Annotated in this window: 3 protein-coding genes; all 3 read right to left on the bottom strand. The window is 73.1% G+C overall.

Features of this window, described 5'->3' with window-relative positions:
* The coding region (locus G3I53_RS02155; protein WP_239063481.1) for an NADH-quinone oxidoreductase subunit J at positions 1 to 697 on the bottom strand (697 nt) is incomplete at its 3' end.
* On the bottom strand, positions 694 to 1,395 hold the full coding sequence (locus tag G3I53_RS02150; protein WP_164437974.1) for an NADH-quinone oxidoreductase subunit I: 702 nt from the start codon (positions 1,393 to 1,395) through the stop codon (positions 694 to 696). The genes G3I53_RS02155 and G3I53_RS02150, both read right to left, overlap by 4 nt.
* The gene (locus G3I53_RS02145) at positions 1,395 to 2,363 is read right to left on the bottom strand and encodes a complex I subunit 1 family protein (RefSeq protein WP_164335035.1); all 969 of its coding nucleotides are present in this window, start codon (positions 2,361 to 2,363) and stop codon (positions 1,395 to 1,397) included. Before G3I53_RS02145 ends, G3I53_RS02150 begins: the two co-directional genes overlap by 1 nt.
* Between the last annotated feature and the right edge of the window lie 449 nt (positions 2,364 to 2,812).

Raw genomic sequence — 2,812 nt, 5'->3', positions numbered from 1 at the left:
AGGCCGCACGCGAGGGCGAGCCGGCGCCCGGCCTGCCGGCGGCGTTCGGCTGCGGGCCGGTGCCCGGCTTGCCGGTCCGGTCGGAGCGGGCGGCGGTCGCGGTGGGGGCCGCCTTCGCCTTGCGGGACAGGACGATCGCGCCGACCAGGGCGGCGAGGAGGAGGACGGAGAGGGCCTCGAAGGGGAGGACCCAGTGCTGGAAGAGGGCGGCGCCGGTCACGTCGGTGGAGCCGGCGGGCGCGCCCTCCAGATCGATCCAGGTGGTCCGGAAGGCGTCCACGACCACCCAGACCAGGGTGCCCGCGGCGGCCACGGCCACGGCGAGCGCGAACCACCGGTTGCCCGAGTCGGCGTCCGGGGAGCGCCCGATGGGGGCCCTGGTGAGCATCAGGCCGAACAGGATGAGGACGATGACCGAACCGACGTAGATGAGGACCTGCACCCAGGCGATGAACTCGGCGGTGAGCAGGAGGTATTCGACGGCGAGCCCTCCGAGGGCCACCACCAGCCACAGGGCGGCGTGCACCAGTTGGCGGGTCGTGACGGTGATGACGGCGGCGCCGAGGGTGACCAGGCCGACGAGGAGGAAGGTGATCTCCACGCCGGTGGGTGAGAGGAAACCGTGGGACTCGGCCGCCGCCAGGTGCGGGGCGCCGGCGCGTCCGGCCAGGCCGGCGACGGTCGCTGCGAGGGTCATTCCCGGCCCTCCTGCCGTGGGTTCCGTGTCGGCCGCGGCTGGTCCGTCTGCTGCTTCGACTCGCCCGCGGGGCGGGTCGGTGACTCGGCGGCACGGGCCTGCTCGTCGGCGTGCGTCCCGGTGCCGGACGGGCCGGCCGGGGCCGGCGGCGCGGCCGGGGCGCTCTCGGACGCCTGGGCGGCGGCCAGCTTGTCGGCGGTCTTGCGGGCGGCGGCGAGTTCCTTCGGTTCCTCCGCGCCCGGGTCGAGGGCGGGCGGAGCCGGCACCGTCCACATCCACTCGCGGAGCTTGTCGCGCTCGTGGGTGAGGTCGCGGATGTCGGTCTCGGCGTACTCGAACTCGGGTGACCAGAACAGCGCGTCGAAGGGGCAGACCTCGATGCAGATGCCGCAGTACATGCAGAGGGCGAAGTCGATGGCGAAGCGGTCCAGGACGTTGCGCTGGCGCTCTCGGCCACCGGGGGCCGCCGGCGGGACGGTCTCCTTGTGGGAGTCGATGTAGATGCACCAGTCCGGGCACTCGCGGGCGCACAGCATGCAGACCGTGCAGTTCTCCTCGAAGAGTGCGATCACCCCGCGGCTGCGCGGGGGGAGGTCGGGCTGGGTGTCCGGGTACTGCGCGGTGACGGACTTCTTCGTCATCGTCCGCAGGGTGACGGCCAGCCCCTTGGCCAGGCCGCTGCCGGGGAGGGGAGCCATTACGCGATCACCACCTTGACGATGCCGGTGAGGGCGATCTGAGCGAGGGCGAGAGGGACGAGGACGGTCCAGGCGAACTTCTGCAACTGGTCCTCACGCAGCCGGGGGTGCGTGACACGGAGCCAGATCACCACGAAGGCGAGGACCGCGGTCTTCAGCAGGGTCCAGACCCAGCCGAGACCGTCGGCACCCCAGGGGCCGTGCCAGCCGCCCAGGAACAGGACGGTGGTCAGCCCGCACAGGACGACGATCCCGGCGTACTCGGCGAGCAGGAACAGGGCGAAGCGCAGACCGGTGTACTCGGTGTAGGCACCGAAGATGATCTCCGAGTCGGCGACCGGCATGTCGAAGGGCGGGCGCTGGAGTTCGGCGAGCCCGGCGACGAAGAAGACGCACGCGCCGGTGATCTGCCAGGGCAGCCACCACCACTCGAAGGCGTCGAGGATGCCGACCAGCGAGACGGTGCCGGCCGCCATCGCCACCGACGCGGCGGTGAGCAGCATCGGCAGTTCGTAGGCGAGGAGCTGGGCGGCGGTGCGCAGGCCGCCGAGGAGGGAGTACTTGTTGGCGGAGGCCCACCCGGCCATGAGCGAGCCGAGGACGCCGACGCCCATCACGGCGAGGACGAAGAACAGGCCCACGTCCAGCACCTGGCCGACCGCGCCCTCGCCGGGGCCGATCGGGATGGCCAGCAGCACGAGCAGGTAGGGCAGGAGCGCGACGGCCGGGGCGAGCTGGAAGATGCGGCGGTCCGCTCGCGCCGGGACCACGTCCTCCTTCTGCGCGAACTTCACGCCGTCGGCGATGAGCTGGGCCCAGCCGTGGAAGCCGCCCGCGTACATCGGGCCCAGGCGGCCCTGCATGTGGGCCATCACCTTGTGCTCGGTCTGGCCCACGAGCAGGGGGAACGTGAGGAAGACGACGAAGACGACCAGGAGTCGCAGGGCGACGTCGAGCACGTCGTTCACTGCGGGCCTCCTGGCGTGTCGGGGTCACGGGTCTCGGGCGCGTCGTTGTCAGGGGCGCCGTTGCCTCGGGCGCGGTTGCCTCGGGCGCCGTTGTCCCGGTCGTCGTCGTCTCGGGCGCTGTTGCCTCGGGGGCCGTTGTCCCGGGGGCTGTCGTCTCGGGCGCTGTTGCCTCGGGCGCCGTCGTCTCGGGCGCTGTTGCCTCGGGCGCCGTCGTCCCGGGCGCCGTCGTCCCGGGGGCCGTTGTCCCGGGCGCCGTTGTCAGCGTCGGCATTCGATGCGGCGTCGGCCCCGGCTCCGGGTTCAGGTTCGGGTTGTGGTTCGGGTTCTGCCCCGGTTCCGGCTTCGGGTGCGTCCGCGGGCTCGTCGAAGGCCGGGCGGGCGTGGTGCCAGGGGGCGTCGGGGCTGCGGGGGCCCGCGGGGGCCTGGCCCGCGGCGGGCGCGGCGGCTCC

This window comes from Streptomyces sp. SID14436, assembly GCF_010548465.1.
In the GTDB taxonomy this organism is placed as follows: Bacteria; Actinomycetota; Actinomycetes; order Streptomycetales; family Streptomycetaceae; genus Streptomyces.
Note: the sequence above shows the minus strand (reverse complement) of the source record. Positions and strands in the feature narration are given on the sequence as shown.